Here is a 16,870-nt window from a genome sequence, read left to right on the forward strand (position 1 = left end):
TCACCCTTCTTCGCCCTGATCAAATTTGGCACAATACCAATTGATCGTTTTTTCAATACCTGCTTCAAATGACGTCTCCTGCGTCCAGCCGAGCTCCCGTTTCAGCTTACTGGCATCAATAGCATACCGTCTGTCATGCCCTTTTCGATCTTGAACAAACGCAATACGGTCATGACTGATCCCGAGCTGCGTCAGAATGGTCTTGGTCAAATCGAGATTCGTTTTCTCGTTGCCGCCGCCAATATTGTACACCTGCCCAGCTGTTCCGTTTTCAAGGACCCGCTTTACAGCTCTCGCATGATCCTCTACATACAGCCAATCGCGAATCTGCTGGCCGTCTCCATAAATCGGGACCTTTTCACCATTGATCGCTTTTCTAATAATAGTCGGTATTAATTTTTCTTCATGCTGATACGGTCCGTAGTTGTTGCTGCATCGTGTGATCATCGCGGGTAATTGGTGAGTGTGGATATAAGATTTCACAAGCAGATCTGAACTCGCCTTGCTTGCTGAATAAGGATTATTCGGTGAAAGTGGTGTTAGTTCTGTGAAAGCAGGATCATCCAGCTCCAAATCTCCATATACTTCGTCTGTTGAAATATGAATGAGTTTTTTCGCCTTTCCTTTTAAGACTGCCTCCAGCATACGATAGGTGCCGAGCACATTGGTTTGAATAAAGGGCTCAGCCGATTCAATACTGCGATCAACATGGGATTCCGCTGCAAAATGAATGATGGCATCATAGACTTCATCAAATGCTTGATCCAACTCATGCTGAAGGGTGATATCCCCTTGAATAAAACGAAAATGAGACAGCTTTAATAATTCATCCATCTCCTCTGGATGACTGGCATATGTTAACTTGTCAAAAACAGTGAGCCGGACATCGGTTTCCTGAAGCAGCAGCTTCACAAAATTTAGTCCAATAAATCCCGCTCCGCCTGTAATTAAATAAGACTTCGTCATTCGTATCCCTCTTTTTTCTTCATCGTTTCAAACATTTTCGTAGATGCTTGGTGGAGAGATTCATGTGTTCCTGCATCAATCCACCACCCTTTTAACATATCATAGGTCAGCTGGCTATTTGAGATATAGAGATTGTTTACATCTGTAATCTCTAATTCGCCTCGATCTGACGGCGAGATTTTCTCTATATATTGAAAGACTTCTTGATCATAAAAATAGATGCCTGTGACGCAGTAAGATGAACGCGGATGCTCCGGTTTTTCCTCAATTGATAATATCCGGTGGTGAGCGGCATCAATTTCTGCAATGCCAAACCGCTTTGGATCTGCCACTTCTTTCAACAGAACCTTCGCTCCGCTTTCTTGCTGCTGAAAGGCTTCAACAAAAGGGCTTAGCGAATCCTCAAATACATTATCACCTAGCATCAGCACAAATTTCTCCTCTTCTACAAAGGGCTTTGCATAGGATAAACCGTCCGAAATTCCAGAAGCTTCAGGCTGTACCTGATAGACAATATTCATCCCGAGTTCCTGATCGCCTTCAAGTAGCTTTTGAAACAGCGGGATTTGTTCTTCTTGTGATATGACCATCACATCTAAAATCCCTGCTTCTTTCAGTTTGAACAAAGACCAATAAATCATTGGATATGGACCAACCGGCAATAAATGTTTATTGAAAATCTTCGTTAAAGGTGCCAGTCGTGATCCCTTTCCTCCTGCTAAAATAACTCCCTTCACATCTACACATCCTTATGTTCTTTTTGGTGATGGTTCATGAGGTGTATAAGAATGTTTTTCACTCGTTCGGTTCCTTTTCCATCAATGAGTGACCGTCCATTGAGATGAATGCTCCTGCGGAGAAAGTAACTGGCGGATATTCTTTCAACAGCACGCCATATATCCTTTTCATCCACAAGGTCACCTAATCCAAGATGGTGGCAGGCTCCCTTTTGTGCAAAACGAGTGGCTGTCACTGCTTGGTGGTCTACTTGCGAAAGGACAATGCTGGGCACCCCGATACAAACTGCCTCATATAACGTCATCCCGCCAGCAACAATCGCCAGATCGGCTTCTGCAAGACGGGCAGGTAATTGATCCGTATGGCGAATGAATTGAATATGCGCAGCCTCGATTTGTTCTTCGATGCGAGAGGCTTTTCCTGTAACCGCTAGAATGTGTAAATGGCCAGCTTCGAAGAGTGCTGATACAGCCTTTGATAACAATCCGCCTGGATCACTGCCTCCAAGGCTGATAACCACCTTTTTGCATTCTTTTCGAACCTCATATGTGTCTTTTAATCTGCTGACCTCGTGATCTAACAATAAATAAGGTGTTCCATAAAAATAGTCCGTTCCATTTACTTGCAGACGCTTTTCGTCCAGACCACCATAAATGCCGTTCACGACAGCATCAGCAAGCTGGCAGGCTTCTGCTCTTTCTTCTTCAAATAAGACCAGCTTTGCAGAGCCGGAGGACGCTTTGATCGATCGAAGAAACTGGAGGTCACAATCAAGCACATCAATCAGCAGAAGATCAGGATTCAGCTCTTTTATATCCTGCTCCATTTGAAGGATTACGTTTGGTTCCTGCACTAAATGAACGTGCCAAGCTGGATGCGAGAGCATTTCTACACAAATCTGTTCATTTGTATAGAAATATAAGTCGTTTCCTTCTTGAAACAATTCTTTTGCCAGCCGTCTCATTCTGGCGACATGCCCCATCCCTCTTAAAAAACCACCGTACACAACAATCATGATTTTTTTATTCATTCAGCATCCTTCTGTCTCACAAATTGATTCAACCGAACAATATCAGGATCTTGTTCACAAATGGAGATAAGCTCAGCCGTAGGCACAGCAATAGATCCACCAGCTTTCTCAAGTAAACGGGTGGCAAATACATAATCTTCTTCTGTATCAATCGTGAATCGATAAGCAGGATATGCGAGTTCTTTGGGCGGTGTGAATAATTGCAGTTGAAATCGCTCAGGATGCTTTCGGATATACAGAGTGACATGCTCACGCTCCGGCTGCGTAAGGGGAAAATTGTCGATTTCACGTAAAATTGATGCGTCGATCATTTCCCCGGAAATACCGAGTGGCGTTCCAGTCGTATACGTGTAATCAGCCTTCTTCTGTCTATGTTCTTCAACCATTTTCGACAAAAGCGCTGGATCTATAAATGGATTATCTCCCGTTAAACGGACAATGGTTTGCGGTTCAAAATGACGGACAATCTGCGCAAATCGCTGCAGTACATCTATCTCACTACCGCGAAATACCTTATAGCCCTTTGATAAACAATATTGAGCCAACAGATCATCCTCTGCCTCGACTGTTGTGGCAATCATGAGGTTCTGGGTTTTGTGATTGTAATGATCTGATTGCTTTACCCGTTCAACAATGAAATCGATCAGTGCCATACCGCCGATCGGTTTCATCACCTTTTTTGGCAGCCTTGTTGAGCCCATTCTAGCTTGTATGACAAAGAGCACATCATTGATCATGCTCGGACTCCTGCATGAGCACATCTTTCCACGATACGCCTGTATGGGCTGGGATGTCTCTCACAGCCTTGGTGCCAAGTAAAATCTCCATGTACCGCGGATGCAGACCTTGGCTTTTTTGTCCTGGACGTAATACGGCTATGTTTTGTGCTGTCAAAGTCTCGCCCTTTGCAATACCTTTTGTTGTAAAAATCCCTCGATACGCAAATTTACGAATCTGCCCTTCAATGGCTGCTGTCGTTTTATAAGAACTGCCAAGGATCTCCTCTGACAGAGGATGAGCGTCTGTTTCTGATTGATTTCGGTCCTTTTCCGCCGCTCGAATATGCTGAACCATTTCCTTTAATTCTTCTGGATCGAGCGCAAAGGAATGATCGGCCCCAGGCAGCGTCTTATCTACCGTGAAATGCTTTTCAATCATGGCTGCCCCAAGCTTCACAGCGGCAACAGGGGCTTCAGTTGGATGCTCACTATGATCAGAAAAGCCAATGACTGCCTCAGGAAAAGCCGAGGCTAAGGTTTGAAGCACACGAAGATTCGTGTAAGCTCTAGGTGCTGGATACTTTGCTACGCAATGCATAATGGCGACTTGATGGTTTTGCTCGCTTGTAATCGCCTCATATGCTTCATGAACATCTGCAATAGTGGCTCCGGCTGTTGAGAAAATGATGGGCTTTTGAAAAGAAGCCGTGTGACGCAAAAGAGGCAAATGATTGATTTCATAGGATGCCAGTTTGAAAGCCGGCGGATCGGTTTGATTCAATAGATCCGCAGATTCTTCGTCACACACTGTGCTTAAAAACATCAGCCCTTTTTCCTCACAGCGCGTCAATAAAGCTGGCAGCCATTCTGGCGGCAGCTCCATTTGTTCGACTAAAGAAAAAATGGATACCTCTTCTCCCTTGGCTGTTTCGTATAAACCCGGTTCCTTTTGATACATCCGATCAGCTTGAAACATTTGAAACTTCACTGCATCGGCACCTGCTTCTTTTGCCACATCAATTAAAGCAAGCGCCTGATCCAGCTTTCCATCATGGTTAATGCCTGCCTCTGCAATGATAAAAACAGGCGCGCCATCCCCCACTTTGCGATCTCCAATATAGAAATGCGCCATCTTATCTCTCTCCTTTTTTCGGCCATACATGGTAATACAAGAAGGCATTTGTTGTTCTAAAGCCCATCTTTTCGTACAGCTGAATGGCGGTTGTGTTATGCAGCTGTGTTCCGGCAGAAATAAAACGATGCCCTCTCTCATAAGAGACCTTCATCATCTCGATAAACAGTTTTTTCCCGATCCCTTTTCCTTGTACATCCGGTCTAATCGCAAACAGCTCAAGCGCCATCTCATCGCCCTTGGTCATCCCTTGTATCAAGCCCACGACTTCATCGTTCACCTTTGCCACGAGATTGATATCTGCACGTCCGAGCAAATTGTTTCTCATCCATTCTTGATAGAAATGCTGGACGACATTCTGGTCTAAAAATGGATCGAGTGCATACCGGCTTTTCACAAAAGCCTGATGACCAAGTGAAACCGCCTCATCGTATTCCTTTTCATCCGGCAGACTTATCACCACATCTTCACCTGTTAATGGCATCTCCATGTGAACAGGCGGCGCCTCAAGCCGAGTGAGACCGCCTACATAGTACACATGTGACAGCCTTTGGACGATCCGGTTTTTTTCAAGATCAGCCGCTTCAAGACGTAAAAAGAAAAAATCGCATTTTTCTGTTCTCATCCAATTGATGAAGCGCTCCATCAATTCTTGAAAAGCAGATGATGACTCAGCTTCCGCAAACTTCACATGAAAAATATGCTGATCAAATATGCCGCTTTCCCATTTTGACCAGTCGAATAACAGCACCGCTTTGAGCTGGGCGCCACTGACAAGACCAAACTGCTTGAAGCCTTTCATTTGTTCAGCTTGTTGGCCGTATTTCTCCAGCCAAGCGGACAGCACCTGATCGTCTATTGCATGAACGGCCTTCATGAAGATGCCTTCTGATCTTTTAAAATAGACAACACCGCAGTGATGACATCCTGCACATCTTCATCGGTCATACTTGGATAAAGAGGCAGTGAGAGAGTCCGCTTATAGTAAGCGAGTGACTCAGGGAAATCCTCTGGTGAATAGTGGTAGGTTTGTTGATAGTATGGATGCAAATGAACAGGGATAAAGTGAACACTCGTGCCGATTTTATACTCCTTTTGCAGCTGATCAATCAGCTCATCGCGTGTGATGAATGCTTCTTTTGGATCCACTTGCAGTACATACAAATGCCATGCATGTCTTCCCTCATGATGGACAGGCGGCAAAATCAGCCCTGCTTCTTTTTGAAATGCCTGATTGTATGTTTTCGCAATTTGTTCTCTCCGTGCCTGCATATCATCCAGACGTCTTAGCTGGACAAGCCCTAACGATGCCTGCACATCAAACATGTTCATTTTATAGCCAGGTTCCTCGACCTCGTAGTACCATGTTCCTTTTTCTCCATAACGATTCCACGCTCCCTTGCTCATCCCATGGAGTGCTAGTCTTCTGATTCGTGCGGCAAGTGCATCATCATTTGTCGTCAGCATGCCGCCTTCTCCAGTCGCTATGTTTTTCGTCGCATAAAAACTAAAGGCAGTCGCATCACCAATCGCTCCAATGGGCTGACCATGGTACGTTGTATACAGAGCATGAGCGGCATCCTCGAGCACAAATAGATCGTACTTTTTGGCAATGGCTAAAATCCGGTCCATATCGCACGATTGACCAGCAAAATGAACAGGGACAATCGCTTTTGTATGTGGTGTAATCGCCGCTTCTAGTTTCTCTGCATCGAGATTGAGAGTCGCTGGGTCAATATCGACAAATACAGGTGCTGCCCCTGTATGAATGATCGTATTGGCTGTTGCGCAGAATGTCAGAGGCGTTGTAATCACCTCATCCCCATTCCCAATCCCTCTAGCCTTTAAGGCTAAAAATAAAGCAGCCGTACATGAATTGACAGCGATCGCATGTTTTGCACCGGTCAGCTGCCGAAACTCTTCTTCAAACTGTCTTACTTTTGGTCCGGTTGACAGCCAGCCGGATTTTAATGTTCCAATGACTTCGTCAATTTCTTCCTGCTCAATCAACGGCAGGGCATAAGGAAGAAATTGCGCTCTCTTTTTTTCCATATCGCTTGCACACCCCTATCTTCATCTCTGAAAATCCACACCTGTTTTTGTTTTAAGCAGAGAAAGCAGAACATCGGTCGATCGCGCATGCGGATAATGTTGTTTAATGAATTGAGCTCCTTGCTGCTTTGCCAGCTTCATCTCTTGATCATCCGACAAAATACGAATGGCTTTCTCAGCCAGTTCAACAGGGTTTTCCATATGATAGCTGCCAAGCGACTCGTAATAAGGGTATCTTCTGCCTTCTGTCATTTTCCCGATCAGCACACTCTTTTCAAAGAGCATTGCTTCAAGACCGACGGTTGATGTGAGCGTAATGACCATATCCATATATGGCAGCAGGTCATATAAGTCGATATCTTTTTTAATCAATCTCACATGATTTCCAGCTCGTTCAATGGACACATACTCATTTAATCGGTTTCGGGCAATTTCCCACGGATGCGGCTTCATGATCAACTGAATGTCTTTCCGTTTTGCAATCGTTTTAAGAACATCACCATAGAAGGCTTCTGAGAACGGCTGCGTTGCCACAAGCACGGTCTTTTTGGCAGGATTGAAGTTCAATTTACGAAAGATGAGTTCCTGTTGAAGCGGCGTTCGATCCTTCACCAAATCAAACCTCGGATGACCTGTGATCTCCACCTGTTCCGGCTGACAGCCTTTGTCTACATACCAGTCCTTTTCATACTTTCCAAACACCCCATGGCACGTCGTGAAAATCGGCAAAAAGGCTTCGTCTCCCATAAGTGCGCCGTGCTGAAGACAGATACTCGTGAGCTGGCGTTTCACTGTTTGCAGTGCCAGTACGCGGCTGTAAGCATCCTCCGTCGTCCCCACAATGACGGCTGCAATTGGCTCCATCTGAAATAGAACTTCTGTCTGGTCAATCACATCAATAAATTGCACAATGTCCTTCCGAAGCTTTTCTCTAAAAAAGACATTGCCAAAGACGGGGTGCTTTGCGTAAGGTTTAAGGAGAGCATTTGCTTTTTCAATATATTCAGCATGGGCTTCTTTATTAACCTCTCCGGCTAATTCCGGCTTGCTGATGACGGGTAAACCGAAATAATCTGCCTTCTTCCAGCGAGCGAGCACCACCGTTTGACTCGGATGGAACCGCGTGTAATTTTGTTCAGTAAAACGCAGATGTTCAAAGTGAAGCAATACCTTTCCATTCGCCGGACGATAAGCAATTCGCTTGATCTGCTGCTTATGTTGATCAAAAAATGGCTGAATCTCTTCCGGTAATGGACAATCGGTTGTCAATTCTTGACCGAGTGCTTCCTCCTCCATGCGTTCCCTCACTTCAGGACTGATATATTGATAGAAATTGCTGATCAACCCAAGAGGAATTTGTTTATACGACAAATCCTTCATGAGATTCACATACTCAAAGTACACCTGCCAATAATGATGAATATAGTGCGACACTTCAGGTCACCTCCCATGTCTTTGTTTTAATATGTGGCGGAGCTCCCAGCAGGTAGACTGCTCAGGAAGTGCTTGAATAAAGGCACTTTTCTCTTCTTCTGCCAGCTGATAGTGAATCGACTGTTCTGTGATGTAATTTGTATCTAAAACTTCATCAAAGGGATAGAACGGATAAAAATGATTTAATCGAAAAAAGAACCGGGCATCTCCTATTCGATAAAAATGCGGACTCTCGTCCCAGTAAGACCCAAATTCAGCTTGAATCTTTGATAAAATAGATGCACGATGAACGACTGAGCAATGATCAATGGCACAGGGTGCATTCCATTGCACCGTTTGCGCAGGTCGAATCGTTTCCTTTACTGGCTCTTTTTTGCTATTTAAATAGATTACTTTCGATGCAGAATAGACAATATCCTCACCTGGTCGTGCATCTAGATAATGAGTGAGCTTCTCTAAACGGTCCGGGGCATAGACATTGTCATCTGTGGCATAGGAAATATACTCGCCCTTTGCCAGTTCTAATGCTTGATTAATCAGGACGGCGTATCGGGTTTTCACTGTTCTCTCCTCCAGTGATTTGACACCGCTTTGGATAAAATGAACACGGGGATCTTTGCGAAAGGGCTCAATCGCAGCAAGGGTTTTTTCGTTTGAACCATCATCCATGATAAATAGTTCAAAGTCTGACAGCGTCTGCTGCAAGACCGCTTCAATCGATCTGCCGACGTAAGCCGCCTTGTTGTAGCTCGTCATAATGACAGTTACTTTTGTCAAAGTTTTCACCTCGGTCTCTTTCAAACTATGTTTATCATATGTTTCTCCTCTTAAAGAGACTGTAGAATGACCTATTTTTTATAAAATTGTATTTTTTTATCGATCTACCTTTGAAAATTGCGAACTTTTTGGTAATATAAGTAATCATTTATGTGTATTAAAGGAGTAAAGAACATTGGAAGCTATGAAGAATGATCACTCCCAAGAAGAGGAAGCAAAAGGTTTTTTTCGATTTTTTAAAATTTTCGTCGCAACAAAAACGATTATTCGCTCATATCAACGTTCCTCTATTCCAATTTGGCTGATGATGCTCCTTGCAAGTATTGCTGGTACAGGCTGGGTCTACGAAGGTTATTTTAGCGAGTATATGGGCAATCATATTCCGTTCCCTTTTATTCTGTTACAAGGAGCGGGATATGGTATTCTTGCAGGCAATCTGGTTCTATTTTTCGGTGTACTCATCCTAAAGTGGTTAGGGCGTCTTTTTTTCGGCAGTCAACCGGCGTATCGAGATGTGCTCAAAGCCTGCACGCTGACGGTCTTTTTCCCTTCTGCTTTATTTTCACTCAGTTGGATTTTCACTATTGGAATGCTTGGTCCGTATACGTTTGTCAAAATCTCACCTTATTTAGATCAGCATTATGAGGTTTGGTATTATCTCGATCTTTTGACACTGATCGAGGCTTATGCAAAGACGTGGATATTTGGAATGACTGTTTTAGGCATTGTCGCTGTGATGAAGCTCAGATTATGGCAAGCCTTTCTCATTGTGATCACACCGCTTGCGGCATGTTTTCTTATCATTACACTTTTATTTGGTGTCCAGCGCGCTGTAAATTGGATGATGTAAGGAAGGTTGAGCATCATATTCGTGAGCAACGAAACGCAGACCTGACAAAGAACGCGAGGGTTTGCCCACGCCTAAGGAACTGCACAGCAGTTCCTTTTTTTCGTTCAATGTACATATTCTGCCCTCCTGTCTCATAGTGTGAAAGAGAGAAAGAATGCTATGGAAACAACAGGTGCTTAAGCGCCTTCTGTTTAGAACACCATGAGGAAAGAGGAGGAACGTTATGAAATTGAAAAATCAATTTGGGCAAGGTTCGGGTTTCGAAGGTCAAGATTTTCGCCAGCAGCAATATGGAGCAAATCCGTATCCTGCGCAGCAGATGGGTTATTCAGTCCCTCCCCAAATGCAGGGTCAAATGCAAGGACAAATGCAGCAGGGATTTTCACCAATGCCATCTACCGGCACTTCACAAGGAGGCCAAGGAACGCAGGGCGGCGGCCAGCCGTATCAAATTCCTTCTGGACCGATTTATCAGCAGAATGTCACTGGTCAGCTGCCAATCGAGCAGTCCTATATTGAAAATATTTTACGATTGAACCGCGGGAAGGTAGCCACGATTTACATGACGTTTGAGGCGAGTAAGGAATGGAACTCGAAGATTTTCAGAGGCGTCATTGAAGCTGCAGGACGTGACCACATTATCATTAGTGATAACAAGTCAGGAACACGATACTTACTATTAACGATCTATCTTGATTACATTACGTTTGATGGGGAAATTCAATACGACTATCCATACTCTATGTCCACGTATTCTCCGAGATAGATAACGCCACATATAGCAAAAGCAAGGAGCAGGCGCCCTTGCTTTTTTTTGACTAGGTTTTTGACACACCTCTAGGGCGCTGGTCATAAGATGCCTAGTAGTTTTTATCAAACGCCTAGAGGTGAAATCAATGACTGTTGAGCTGGATTATACATCACCGAATGTTAAATATTCATACGATCTGAATCAAAGCCCACTTGTGAAATACGATCAGCATAACCTGATTAATGTTTTAGGAAAAAAACAATTAAACTCGTTGGATCAAGTATCCCTGCTGGATATATATTTGAGTAAAAGCAAAGTCGTAGAGCCTCATTATCATCAAAATGCCGCAGAGCTTGTTTATTGTATAGCCGGTTCTGCTGCCGTCTCGATGCTGAATCCATTTACAAAAAAACTGCACACCTATACCATCACCCCTGGACAGGTGGCAAACGTACCTCAAGGCTGGTGGCACTACGAAGTTGCCCTTCAAGACAGAACTCATTTGTTAGCCATTTTTAACGCATCTACGCCAGAAGTGATCCTAGGCTCAGACCTTCTCACCCTCACCCCTCCTCACATCATGGCACATACGTATTGCATGAACGAAACACAGTGGAAGCAGGCGACGCAGCCTGTGAAGCCGAGTGTGTTTATCGGACCATTTTGCCACAGAGAAGAGGAGGCACAAACGCATCCTGTCCCTCCGTCTCACTACATCCCTTATTATCAAGCACCGCCAAACTATGCCCCTTACTGGAATTAAGAAAAAAACCGATGCCCCTCTCAGAGCATCGGTTTTTTGGCTTATAAATTTTTTGCTGCTGCAATGACAAGCATGATCCAAGAAGCGATAAACGCCACTCCGCCAATTGGGGTAATGGCACCTAGAATCTTCACCTGTGTCAATGCCAGCACGTAAAGGCTTCCTGAGAAGAAAAGGATACCTGCAAGCATCACCCAGCCAGCGGTTGGAACTAGAGAAACACCTGACAGCTTATCTGCAAGAAAGGCGACAATAAATAATCCAATCGCATGGAACATCTGATATTGAACCCCTTTGTTCCATATGTCTATATACTTTTCAGGGATTTTCCCTTCCAGACCGTGCGCACCGAAGGCTCCGAGTCCAACAGCTAGCATGGCATTAATCGCACCTAAAATGAAAAATAGTTTCATTCGTCATTCTCCTTATCTCGTCAATTATGTTTATCATAGCGCGGGTGACAGACGACATTCAACTTTCCCTTTACGTTGACACGAGATTGTCGGATTTCTTTTTCTTTCGTAACAGGACTTGATCGACCGCGATCGCAATGAGTGTACCTAGAACTAGACCATTGCTTAATAATGAAATGAGCACAGGATGCATGCCTTTCAAGGCTCCCTGCGGTACAAACATCGCCCCTACACCTGCTAAAACGGCAATCCCTAGGACAAAGCGAATCCGCGGAATTTCTTCTTTCTCATACTGATCAAACTCAGACATCGCAATCCCAATCATCGAGGAGAACACCACAAAGTTTACAGCAAGCCCCACAGGTGATGGCAGTGCGGAGAAAAAGCTCATGAGCAGCGGGAACAAACTAATGAGTACAATGAGCAGACTTCCTATGAAAAATGGCTTTCTCGATGGAATTTTCGTTGTCTGTATAAATCCTGCTGCCCCGGAAATAGGTACAGGCGCAATGGCACCGATCAATCCGCTCAGTAAGTGACCAAATGCTGCGACAAAACCAGCCGGCCGAGCTCTCTTCCGCTCACGCAGTTCACCAAATGCCTTCACTGAACTTTCCACAATTCGAATACTTGCCAGCATGTTCACAATGAGTAAGATCGTAATGAAAAAGGACGTGACAAGTAGTCCACTGTCAAAGACCGGCATGCCGAATGGGAACAGCTTCGGAAACTCGATGATTTTTTCTGGAATTCGAACCGGCTTTGCCAACCCGAGTAGAGCGAATAACAGCCAGCCTCCTGCAAGGGCAAATAACACAGAAAACTGCCTTAAGTAATGCCATTTTGAGCGGCTGATCATGAAGGTAAGGATAATAATCAAGATCGATAAGCAAAAGACAAGCCCGTCCACCTGATTTCCTCGATAGCCGATGCCCATCAGCCCTTTCATGATCGGCTGACTTAACTGCACAACTAGCAGCAGCAAGTAAATGCCTGTGACGACTGGCGTAAATAAAGACGCGAGCCAATTAATGATTTTAAATAAACTAAAAATAAAAAAGAATGCGGCACTAAAAATTAAAGCCCCCTGTAAGGCTTGCAGGGTTTCAGGATACGTCGCAAAAATTGTTCCTGTCATGCCTGCATAAAGGGTATACACACCCCACCAAAGCCCTGCTGGACTTTCATTGATCGGCAGCATATGGCCGCATAAACACTGCACCATCGCCACAAGACCAAGTGAAAAGAATGTACTTTGAATCAGCTCCGCTGACTGCACTTGGTTCAATTCAAACGCTTGTGCAATCGCAATAGGTACGGCAATAGAAGCTGCGATAAAAAATGCCATCCACTGAATGGCGCCCAAAAATAGTTTCAAACCGATCACCTTCCCTTTGTCGTGACAAAACCATTAAAAATCAAAGATAGAGTCGCCATTCCCATCCTTCTCTTTTTGCCCCTCTTCTTGATGCTGAAATTTCTTCGCACCACTCGCACCCATCAGTTTCTCAAGCATGGCTTGATCTGAGGATACGGGCGGCGCAGACGGTGTCTGTATCGAAGAAGGTGGAGAGATAACCGGCGACTGCGGCATTTGCACCTGTGATGGTGCATCGAGAATGACCTCACATAGTGAAGAAATCGCTGCCACATGACGTTTCACCTCTTCATCATTTCCACTTTGTTTCGCCTTTTGAACCGCTTCCTCCATTTTTTGAAGCAGGCTTGATATATGAATATTCAAGGGTAGACCCTCCAATCTAAAAAAGTCTCTTTTCAACATTATTTTACCAAATGAACAAACGAAATGGGTTCATTTTTTCAAAGCAGTGCGCTCCCGCCTCTCTTATTTGACCCGTCATAGCCCTTCACACATAATAAAAGGAACAAAATCGTCTATGAAAGGATTGAATAATGGACAAACTCACTGCTCTTTTTCAGAAACAAAAAGTCTTTCAAAAGCCGCCGGTTCAAGAACGCATCCGCCTCCTTAAAGACTTAAAAGCAGAAATCAAACAGCATGAAAAGGATATTTTACAAGCCTTAGCCCATGATTTACATAAATCCGAACAAGAAGCCTATACAACAGAGATTGGGATGGTATATGAAGAAATCAATCATACCATCAAGCATCTTCACAAATGGGCAAAGCCAACACGCGTGCGAACACCTCTGACTCATATCGGATCGAAAAGCATGATCATCAAAGAACCTTACGGCAGTGTGCTCATCATTGCCCCTTGGAACTATCCTTTCCAATTGGCTCTTTCTCCATTAGTCGGAGCTATTGCTGCGGGTAATGCCGTCATCTTAAAACCGTCTGAGCTGACGCCGCAAGTCTCACAAATAATCAGCGCAATGGTGGAACGTGTATTTCAAGAAGACCATGCAGCTGTCGTAGAAGGCGGTGTAGATGTCAGTACAGAGCTGCTTAAACTGCCCTTTGATTATATCTTCTTTACAGGAAGTGTGGCAGTCGGCAAAATCGTCATGGAAGCCGCCGCAAAGCATTTGACACCTGTCACACTTGAGCTTGGCGGAAAAAGCCCTTGCATCGTCATGCCTGATGCAGACATCAAACTAGCGGCGAAGCGAATCACTTTCGGCAAATTCACCAATGCAGGGCAAACATGCATTGCGCCAGACTATTTGCTCGTTCATGAGTCCATTAAAGAGGACCTTTTGCGGGAAATGACAGCTTGTATCCGGGACTTTTATAGTGAACACCCTGAAACACATCCGCACTTTGGGAAAAATGTCAGCCAGCGTCATTTTGACAGACTCTCACAATTCCTCTCAAATGGAACGATTGTCACGGGTGGACAGCGCAATGAACACGAGCTCAAAATCGCTCCGACCATTTTAGACCACATCACATGGGAAGATCCCGTCATGCAGGAGGAAATTTTCGGACCGATTCTGCCTGTCATGACCTTTGATTCTCTGCATGAGGCAGCGCATATGATCAAAACAAGGCCGAAGCCGCTTGCTCTTTACTTATTTACAACAAGTAAAGAAACAGAATCCTATATCCTAGACCATCTCTCATTTGGCGGAGGATGTATCAATGACACGCTCATGCATGTCGCTACTCCTTACCTGCCATTCGGAGGCGTGGGCGAAAGCGGCATGGGACGATATCACGGGAAAGAAAGCTTCTTTACTTTTACACATGAAAAAAGCGTCCTGCGCCAAACCAATCGCTTCGATTTTTCCTTCCGTTATCCAAATGCGAAAAACGGACTAGACTTGGTTCGTAAATTTTTAAAATAAACAGGACGAAGGGGCTCTCCCCTCGTCCTCTTTTCACTCAATACCTTGGATACACCAGTTGATTTCTTCGATCCCCATTTGCTTTAAATACGCGTTTACCTTTGAAAACGGACGACTGCCAAAAAAGCCGTTTCTTGCAGAAAAAGGACTTGGATGAGGTGACTCAATGATGTAATGCTTGTTTTGATCAATGCGTTCTTTCTTATTTTGAGCATGTCTTCCCCATAACACAAAAACGACGGGCTGATCACGTTCATTCAGCACATCAATGACACGGTCTGTCACACGTTCCCAGCCCTTGCCTTTATGCGAGTTCGCCTCGCCCTTTCTCACGGTCAGCACAGTGTTTAAGAGCAGCACACCCTGCTCTGCCCAGCTCACAAGTGAGCCATGATTTGGAACAGGACAGCCAAGATCATCCTTTAGCTCCTGAAAAATATTTCTCAATGATGGCGGATGCTTCACGCCAGGCTGAACAGAAAAGCTTAATCCATGTGCCTGACCTGGGCCATGATAAGGGTCTTGTCCCAAAATCACCACTTTGACCTCTTCATAAGACGTCAAATGAAGCGCACGATAAACGTCATCCGGTTTCGGAAAAACGGTCTGCGTGCGATATTCTTCCTTCATCCATTCACGTAATTCCTGATAATACGGCTGTTCAAATTCACTTTTCATCACAGCCCACCAGCTATCATTTAAAAATGGCTTCATTGGGGTTCTCCTCCTTCTATTTGCTGCGTTAGTCTGGAGATCATCGGTTTTCCGTCCCACACAATATCACTCTCTGATTCTCGTTTTTTCATCGCTGGTTCTTCTAATAAGACAGCAAAGTTAGCTGTCGGCAGGTCACCCAGCTCATGCTTTTCACTTAGATCATCTAAGTAGTTCTTCCTTGTTTCACCAAGCTCACTAGACTGATTCCCACCGCCGTCAAAAAACGCATAGATCACGCTGGCAGCTGGCACTCGTTTGACACGGGCATGCTGTGATACACGCAAAAAGAAGTCCCAGTCCCAATAATGATGCATCGCTGGATCAAAGTAGCCAATCTCATCGTGTATACAGCGTTTGTACATACTGCCGGAAGGAACATAGGTAGAAAAAACACGCATATCCTCAATAGCTGCTGTATAAGCAAATAAACGTCTCGACACCGGGAAGCGGGTCGCGCCTTTTTCTTCAAATGACACAATTTCTGCATCAGAAAAGACAAAATCGGCGTCCTCCAGCGCCTTACTCATACGTTCAATATGACAAGGTGTAAAGTAATCATCGTCGTCACTCAGCATGATGACATCGCCTGTCAGCTCCCGCACCCCCACGTTTCTAGCATTCACATGCTGGACATTCTCATCTAAATGGATCAAGCGGATCGGAAGTTCAGAGTAGAGTTCCTGGATGATGTCGACTCGCTCTCCTGCATCATTCACGACCACAATTTCAAAAGGCTGTACAGTTTGTCTCGTAATGGATTCAAGCAGCTCACACAGTGCGCTGAGCCGGTTATGTGTCACAATTAATAAGGAAATCTTCATATTCAGCTTACTCCTTTAATAGATTCGTCTTTTTCCATTAAAACATAAAATGACGTTCTTCTCATGATATAAAAGGCGGTTTGATGTGACGGGAAAATGGGAATTTTTGATGAAAAGGAGTGATCACGATGGAATACTTCACAGTAGAAAATAGCAAAGAAGCCAAACAGACCATTGAACAAATACATTCAGCAAAGGATGATATTTTCGTTTTTGCGTACGATCCAGAACGCTCTGATACCGTCACAGAGCATACGAATGCCAAAAGCATGACAGCGGTCGATCAAGGGATTTTAGATCAAATCGCCAATGTCATCCGCACCCGGGATACGAGCTCATGGCCAAAATGATGTCGGTTGGCGCGGATCAGGAATTAGCCTTAACACTTTTAGACGAACTGAAAAAAGGAAAATTGGTGATTTGTAAAAGGTAAG

The 16,870-nt window shown here is 44.5% G+C and carries 19 protein-coding genes; 5 read left to right on the top strand and 14 right to left on the bottom strand.

Features of this window, described 5'->3' with window-relative positions; genetic code table 11:
• The 9 genes from rfbB to MHH26_RS15850 are packed head-to-tail and all read right to left on the bottom strand — an operon-like array spanning position 1 to position 8,848.
• Entirely contained in the window at positions 1-966 is a 966-nt protein-coding gene (rfbB, locus tag MHH26_RS15810) for a dTDP-glucose 4,6-dehydratase (protein WP_066031584.1), read from the bottom strand.
• Positions 963-1,703, bottom strand: a complete 741-nt coding sequence (locus MHH26_RS15815; RefSeq protein ID WP_034660377.1) for a sugar phosphate nucleotidyltransferase — start codon at positions 1,701-1,703, stop codon at positions 963-965. Before MHH26_RS15815 ends, rfbB begins: the two co-directional genes overlap by 4 nt.
• Before the next feature lie 2 nt (positions 1,704-1,705).
• Positions 1,706-2,734 carry a PseG/SpsG family protein gene (locus MHH26_RS15820; protein WP_340974018.1) on the bottom strand — a complete coding sequence of 343 codons (1,029 nt, stop codon included), beginning with the start codon at positions 2,732-2,734 and terminating at the stop codon, positions 1,706-1,708.
• Positions 2,731-3,471 carry a cytidylyltransferase domain-containing protein gene (locus tag MHH26_RS15825; RefSeq protein ID WP_034660381.1) on the bottom strand — a complete coding sequence of 247 codons (741 nt, stop codon included), beginning with the start codon at positions 3,469-3,471 and terminating at the stop codon, positions 2,731-2,733. Before MHH26_RS15825 ends, MHH26_RS15820 begins: the two co-directional genes overlap by 4 nt.
• A complete protein-coding gene (locus MHH26_RS15830) occupies positions 3,461-4,585 on the bottom strand; it encodes an N-acetylneuraminate synthase family protein (RefSeq protein WP_340974020.1) in 1,125 nt (374 codons plus the stop codon). Before MHH26_RS15830 ends, MHH26_RS15825 begins: the two co-directional genes overlap by 11 nt.
• 1 nt (position 4,586) lies before the next feature.
• The gene (locus tag MHH26_RS15835) at positions 4,587-5,462 is read right to left on the bottom strand and encodes a GNAT family N-acetyltransferase (RefSeq protein ID WP_307500447.1); all 876 of its coding nucleotides are present in this window, start codon (positions 5,460-5,462) and stop codon (positions 4,587-4,589) included.
• Positions 5,459-6,637, bottom strand: a complete 1,179-nt coding sequence (locus MHH26_RS15840; protein WP_307500448.1) for a DegT/DnrJ/EryC1/StrS family aminotransferase — start codon at positions 6,635-6,637, stop codon at positions 5,459-5,461. Before MHH26_RS15840 ends, MHH26_RS15835 begins: the two co-directional genes overlap by 4 nt.
• A 21-nt stretch (positions 6,638-6,658) precedes the next feature.
• Positions 6,659-8,071 (bottom strand): capsular polysaccharide export protein, LipB/KpsS family, encoded by a 1,413-nt coding sequence (locus MHH26_RS15845; RefSeq protein WP_340974023.1) that lies wholly within the window; start codon positions 8,069-8,071, stop codon positions 6,659-6,661.
• Between the two features lie 6 nt (positions 8,072-8,077).
• Positions 8,078-8,848, bottom strand: a complete 771-nt coding sequence (locus tag MHH26_RS15850; protein WP_066031799.1) for a glycosyltransferase family 2 protein — start codon at positions 8,846-8,848, stop codon at positions 8,078-8,080.
• A 175-nt stretch (positions 8,849-9,023) separates the two neighbouring features.
• On the opposite strand from MHH26_RS15850, the gene MHH26_RS15855 reads away from it, so the two are divergent.
• From MHH26_RS15855 to MHH26_RS15865, 3 genes are all read left to right on the top strand, one after another.
• Positions 9,024-9,698 (top strand): YIP1 family protein, encoded by a 675-nt coding sequence (locus MHH26_RS15855; protein WP_340974024.1) that lies wholly within the window; start codon positions 9,024-9,026, stop codon positions 9,696-9,698.
• Positions 9,699-9,921: 223 nt separating this feature from the next.
• A complete protein-coding gene (gene gerQ / locus MHH26_RS15860; RefSeq protein WP_066031577.1) occupies positions 9,922-10,464 on the top strand; it encodes a spore coat protein GerQ in 543 nt (180 codons plus the stop codon).
• Between the two features lie 130 nt (positions 10,465-10,594).
• Positions 10,595-11,212, top strand: a complete 618-nt coding sequence (locus MHH26_RS15865; protein ID WP_066031576.1) for a cupin domain-containing protein — start codon at positions 10,595-10,597, stop codon at positions 11,210-11,212.
• Positions 11,213-11,253: 41 nt separating this feature from the next.
• On the opposite strand, the gene MHH26_RS15870 is transcribed toward MHH26_RS15865, so the two are convergent.
• From MHH26_RS15870 to MHH26_RS15880, 3 genes are all read right to left on the bottom strand, one after another.
• Positions 11,254-11,625 carry a DUF423 domain-containing protein gene (locus MHH26_RS15870; protein ID WP_060597537.1) on the bottom strand — a complete coding sequence of 124 codons (372 nt, stop codon included), beginning with the start codon at positions 11,623-11,625 and terminating at the stop codon, positions 11,254-11,256.
• A gap of 70 nt (positions 11,626-11,695) precedes the next feature.
• The gene (locus MHH26_RS15875; protein WP_034660390.1) at positions 11,696-13,003 is read right to left on the bottom strand and encodes a purine/pyrimidine permease; all 1,308 of its coding nucleotides are present in this window, start codon (positions 13,001-13,003) and stop codon (positions 11,696-11,698) included.
• Between the two features lie 33 nt (positions 13,004-13,036).
• The gene (locus tag MHH26_RS15880) at positions 13,037-13,369 is read right to left on the bottom strand and encodes a YwdI family protein (protein ID WP_034660391.1); all 333 of its coding nucleotides are present in this window, start codon (positions 13,367-13,369) and stop codon (positions 13,037-13,039) included.
• Positions 13,370-13,539: 170 nt separating this feature from the next.
• Between MHH26_RS15880 and MHH26_RS15885 the strand changes: the two genes are divergently transcribed.
• The gene (locus MHH26_RS15885) at positions 13,540-14,898 is read left to right on the top strand and encodes an aldehyde dehydrogenase (protein WP_340974031.1); all 1,359 of its coding nucleotides are present in this window, start codon (positions 13,540-13,542) and stop codon (positions 14,896-14,898) included.
• Between the two features lie 33 nt (positions 14,899-14,931).
• Here the strand turns inward: MHH26_RS15885 and MHH26_RS15890 are convergent, their stop codons facing one another.
• Positions 14,932-15,612: a uracil-DNA glycosylase gene (locus tag MHH26_RS15890; RefSeq protein WP_034660393.1), complete on the bottom strand. Its 681-nt coding sequence runs from the start codon at positions 15,610-15,612 to the stop codon at positions 14,932-14,934.
• A complete protein-coding gene (locus tag MHH26_RS15895; RefSeq protein WP_340974033.1) occupies positions 15,609-16,436 on the bottom strand; it encodes a glycosyltransferase family 2 protein in 828 nt (275 codons plus the stop codon). Before MHH26_RS15895 ends, MHH26_RS15890 begins: the two co-directional genes overlap by 4 nt.
• Before the next feature lie 128 nt (positions 16,437-16,564).
• Here MHH26_RS15895 and MHH26_RS15900 point away from each other — a divergent pair, with 128 nt between their 5' ends.
• Positions 16,565-16,786, top strand: a complete 222-nt coding sequence (locus MHH26_RS15900) for a general stress protein (protein WP_340974035.1) — start codon at positions 16,565-16,567, stop codon at positions 16,784-16,786.
• Positions 16,787-16,870: the final 84 nt, after the last annotated feature.

The organism is Bacillus sp. FSL K6-2839 (genome assembly GCF_038003365.1).
GTDB lineage: Bacteria > Bacillota > Bacilli > Bacillales > Bacillaceae > Bacillus.

What these genes read in the sequence shown, in the direction of transcription:
- rfbB (WP_066031584.1), bottom strand. Translation starts at nt 966, where the DNA reads ATGACGAAGTCTTATTTAATTACAGGCGGAGCGGGATTTATTGGACTA.
- MHH26_RS15820 (WP_340974018.1), bottom strand. Translation starts at nt 2,734, where the DNA reads ATGAATAAAAAAATCATGATTGTTGTGTACGGTGGTTTTTTAAGAGGG.
- MHH26_RS15825 (WP_034660381.1), bottom strand. Translation starts at nt 3,471, where the DNA reads ATGATCAATGATGTGCTCTTTGTCATACAAGCTAGAATGGGCTCAACA.
- MHH26_RS15830 (WP_340974020.1), bottom strand. Translation starts at nt 4,585, where the DNA reads ATGGCGCATTTCTATATTGGAGATCGCAAAGTGGGGGATGGCGCGCCT.
- MHH26_RS15835 (WP_307500447.1), bottom strand. Translation starts at nt 5,462, where the DNA reads ATGAAGGCCGTTCATGCAATAGACGATCAGGTGCTGTCCGCTTGGCTG.
- MHH26_RS15840 (WP_307500448.1), bottom strand. Translation starts at nt 6,637, where the DNA reads ATGGAAAAAAAGAGAGCGCAATTTCTTCCTTATGCCCTGCCGTTGATT.
- gerQ (WP_066031577.1), top strand. Translation starts at nt 9,922, where the DNA reads ATGAAATTGAAAAATCAATTTGGGCAAGGTTCGGGTTTCGAAGGTCAA.
- MHH26_RS15865 (WP_066031576.1), top strand. Translation starts at nt 10,595, where the DNA reads ATGACTGTTGAGCTGGATTATACATCACCGAATGTTAAATATTCATAC.
- MHH26_RS15870 (WP_060597537.1), bottom strand. Translation starts at nt 11,625, where the DNA reads ATGAAACTATTTTTCATTTTAGGTGCGATTAATGCCATGCTAGCTGTT.
- MHH26_RS15885 (WP_340974031.1), top strand. Translation starts at nt 13,540, where the DNA reads ATGGACAAACTCACTGCTCTTTTTCAGAAACAAAAAGTCTTTCAAAAG.
- MHH26_RS15890 (WP_034660393.1), bottom strand. Translation starts at nt 15,612, where the DNA reads ATGAAGCCATTTTTAAATGATAGCTGGTGGGCTGTGATGAAAAGTGAA.
- MHH26_RS15895 (WP_340974033.1), bottom strand. Translation starts at nt 16,436, where the DNA reads ATGAAGATTTCCTTATTAATTGTGACACATAACCGGCTCAGCGCACTG.
- MHH26_RS15900 (WP_340974035.1), top strand. Translation starts at nt 16,565, where the DNA reads ATGGAATACTTCACAGTAGAAAATAGCAAAGAAGCCAAACAGACCATT.